The sequence below is a fragment of the Bradyrhizobium sp. genome, assembly GCF_019244115.1.
Classification (GTDB): domain Bacteria; phylum Pseudomonadota; class Alphaproteobacteria; order Rhizobiales; family Xanthobacteraceae; genus Bradyrhizobium.
In genome coordinates this window covers 1-3,771 of sequence record NZ_JAFATE010000823.1, presented here as the reverse complement: position 1 = coordinate 3,771, position 3,771 = coordinate 1, and the positions used below count along the sequence as shown (strand labels likewise).

Annotated in this window: 3 protein-coding genes; all 3 read right to left on the bottom strand. The window is 64.1% G+C overall.

Annotated features, from left to right (window positions below; genetic code table 11):
- Positions 1-468: 468 nt before the first annotated feature.
- Positions 469-945: a cache domain-containing protein gene (locus tag JOZ76_RS34975; protein WP_291705937.1), complete on the bottom strand. Its 477-nt coding sequence runs from the start codon at positions 943-945 to the stop codon at positions 469-471.
- 478 nt (positions 946-1,423) lie between these two features.
- Positions 1,424-2,227, bottom strand: coding sequence for a tetratricopeptide repeat protein (locus JOZ76_RS34970; protein WP_291705936.1), 804 nt, complete (start codon positions 2,225-2,227; stop codon positions 1,424-1,426).
- A gap of 122 nt (positions 2,228-2,349) precedes the next feature.
- A partial coding sequence (locus JOZ76_RS34965) for a GGDEF domain-containing protein (protein ID WP_291705935.1) occupies positions 2,350-3,771 on the bottom strand: 1,422 nt, incomplete at its 5' end.

The following is a 3,771-nucleotide window of genomic DNA, read 5'->3' as shown; positions in this document are numbered from 1 at the left end:
CAAGCTGCGAAGCCCCGCCAAGCCGGGAAACCACTCTCGTCCAGTCTTCGTTTACAAGTGATTCGTGACTCATCTCGTGTTGGAATCACGAGCGTTTCCAATACGCAAGACCAAACTTAACGCCTATGCGGCCTTCCCTGCGCCCTCTCGATTTCAGAGGGACGCGATCGACGCACAGCCCGGACGCAATCGCGCCGCGGGAATGCGACGACGTGGCTCGGGACGACCCGCATCATTCTCAACGGTCATGCCCCGCCTTGAGCGGGCATCCAGTATTCCAGAGGCGTCTCGATCGAGCACTGCCGTCTCTGGAATAAGGGATCGCCCGGCCAAAGCCGGGCGATGATCATAATGATGGGCTGTTTGACATGTGAATCAGCGTGGCGCATTCCGGCGCTGGCGAGCATCGCGTGGGCAAAGGCACGCCAGCGCCATTCTCAACTGACGCCGTCGGCTGCTTTCGGCGATTTACTTGTAATATCCGACGCCGCAGCCCAGATCGCCCGCTTTGGTAACGAAACTCACCTTTTGCACCGGTGTCTTGTCGGCGCCCGGCCTTGGAAACATGTAGCTGACCTCGGTGATCTGACCTTCCGGCTTCTGCGCCGCGGCGTGGAGGTCCGGGCCATACACCTTGCCGGTGGCGTCCTTGAGGGCCCTGATATCTGTGCCCAAAAATTGTTTTGCATTGTTGCTGGCGACCGCAAGGATTTTTCCGTCACCGAGGTCGAAGCAGAACGGATAGATGTCGCGGTCCAGAAATCCACCTTCTCCCTTGTTGATCAGGTCAAGCGTTTTGGTCTTGTCCGCCTTTACTGCGGCGGCCGCTTTCAGCAGCATGGCTTTGGCCTCGTCGGCTGTGCCGAACTGCCCCTCTGCGAAAGCTGCCGGCGAGACCACAAGGACCGCGGCCGACGCCGCAGCGATCATCAATGTGCGAACCATGGGTTTCCTCCTGTAGGACAGGCGGACGCTGACGGCGTGCGCCCGAGCAGAATGCGGATGCCGGGACACCGGCAATACAGGTGTAGGTTTTAAGCCTTTGGAATGATCGCCTGCCGACAGCACTCACACTGCATTCATATGACGGGATCTCGGCATGTCCCGACGGGGCAGCTCCCGGGTCGATCGTCTTGTCCTGTGCTTCGAAAAAAAGCGCAATCTCCCGCACGAAGGCGGCCTCAAATTACGTCGATAGAAAAAGATACAGGACCCCGCTCAGCAGGGCGATGATCCAGACGTACCAACCGACCAGTAGCCATACGTCGCGGGACATGACCGAGCGTCCGGCAGACAGCCTCGTCAGGATTGATCTAGATCAATGGTCCGGCGCGGCCGGACCAGGCGCTTCTCTGGCCTTTCGCCCACCATCGCACCGCCACCGCGAGCCATCGGAGCGATGCGCCTCCTAACAAGCCTCGCCTTACTCCGGCTGGTTGAGCTGTGCCATCGGAACGGGACCCTGGCCGGCGCGCGGGCCGTCGCGGCCTTTCAGCATCTCCTTCAGATAGGCGACGTTGGCAGCCGCCTCCTCCGGCGGCAGATCGGCCTTGACGATGCTTTCGGCCTCAGTGAAGCGGCCCTGCAAGCCGACCACGAGCGCGAGGTTCTGCCGCACCCGGCCATCGGCCTTGGTGCTGGCGTAGGCCTGCCGCAGCGTCGCTTCCGCCTTCGGCAGGTCTTTTGCGAGCATGTAGGAGAGGCCGAGATTGGACAGCACGGTCGGCTCGCCGGGCACGATTTTCAGCGCGCTCGCATAATAGCGCCGCGCCTCGTCGTGCCGGTTCATCTGGTCGAGCACGGCGCCCTGCACCGAGAGGATGCGCCAGTCCGGATTGTCGGGCGAATGGGCGCGCGAGAGCACGTCAAACGCCTGCTGGAAATTGCCGTTGTCGGCGAGTGCGCGGCCATAGGCCGCCAGAATGGCCTTGTTGCCGGGATTGGCGATGGTCGCCTGCTCCAGCACGGCGGCCGCCTGGGCGCGCTGCCCGTTGGCGCGCAGCGCCTGGCCATAGGCGATGGCGGCGTCGGCATTTTTCGGGTTGGCGCGATAGCGCTCGCCATCGACATCGATCGCGCGCTGCGGATCGCTGACCGGGGCGGCCTCCGCCTTCGGCCCCAGTGACCCCGTGATGTCCGACATGGTGGTCTGGCAGCCGCCGAGGCTCGAAGCCACAAGCGCGGTCACGGCCGCTGATGCAAGAAGCCGGGCAGGACGAGATTGCATGTCACATTGACTCGGGGAACGACGGGAACGAGGCGGATGTCACAGCAATAAACCGTTAACGCTAACGTCGGGTTAATGGCGACAAAGCGCGCAGTGGCAGCGGTTCGCGTGACGAAAGCGCGTCAAAAGCTGCGCTCGGCGACGGGTGCGATGTCCGCAGCCTTCGATTTTCGCGGCAGGCTCTTCCAGTTTACAAAGCGGTTGCGGCCGCGGGATTTTGCCGCGTAGAGCGCGTCGTCGGCCCGCTTGACGAGATCGGCGAGCGCGCAAGGGGCGCGGCCGAGCGTGGCGATCCCGATCGAGATCGTGACGCGGCCGCCGCCCGGCAGCCAGTCCCTGACGCCGGCAATCGCGACCCTGACCTGCTCGGCCCAGTACTCGACTTCGACGTCGCCGGCCCCGACCAGCAGGATGCAAAACTCCTCGCCGCCATAGCGGCCGAGCAGATGCGGCGGCCTGCAGCATTCCTTGAGCAGGCCCGCGAGCCCGATCAGGACTCCGTCACCCACGAGATGTCCGAACTCGTCGTTGACCGCCTTGAAGTGGTCCGCATCGATCATGACGAAGGAGAGCTGCTGGCCCGCGGCAAGCGCAACCGACAACAACCGCTCCGCCTGCTCGAAGAAGGTACGCCGGTTGAGGCAGCCGGTCAGCGGATCGCTGGAGGCAAGCCGCGTGAGCTTTTCGTTCTGTTCGGAGATTTTGGCCTGCGACAGATGCAGCTGGTGGATCGACGCCTTGAGCTGCTCGTTGGTCCGATGCATCGCGGTGACGTCGTCGAAGGTCGCGATCACGCCGCGCGCAACGCCCTTGCCATCGACGATGCAGGTTGCGTTGACGATCAGCCGCTGCATTTCGCCGGCGGAATCGCGAATGCCCATCGCGGTGCCCAGCACCGAATGCCCGGTCTGCATCGCGATCCGCCACGGCAGCTGCTCGCCCGCCAGCGGCTGCGCCGCCTGCGACAGCCACGGTAGGTCGCTCGCGGAACGTCCGAGCTCCGGATCGAAGTTTTTCGGCATCTTGTCGGCGAAGGCGCGGTTCGCCATCAGCATACGCTCCTCGTCATCCAGGATGAGGACGCCTTCGGCCAGCGTGTCGAACGCCGCCTTCACCCGGTCGGGAACGGCGCGGCCCGGATCGAGCTCGCGCAGCGCGCGCGCCAGCACGAAATAGTAGCCGGCAAAGCCGGCGCCGGCGATGAAGCCGATGAAGATCAGCAGTTTTGATGGCAGGCCGAACAGCATCGAATCGTCGCGCAGCGGGGCGAACGCGATCTCGATCCGGCCGGCCGGCGTATCGCCGTTCAGGAGAGGGACCTGCATGAGTGTTGGCGTCGACATGCCAGCCGGCGGATCCTGCCAATGCTGGACGTGATCTTTCGAGGACGCTGTGAGGTGGCCCTCGGCGTCGCGGATGCCGATCGACAGGATGTCGGGGCTGCGCTCCACGACGGAATCGATCGTCTCCTGCACGGCCGCGGCTTGGTTGCGGCTGGCGAGGCTCGCGAGCTGCACCGCGAGCGCGCCGGACAGCGTGGCGCG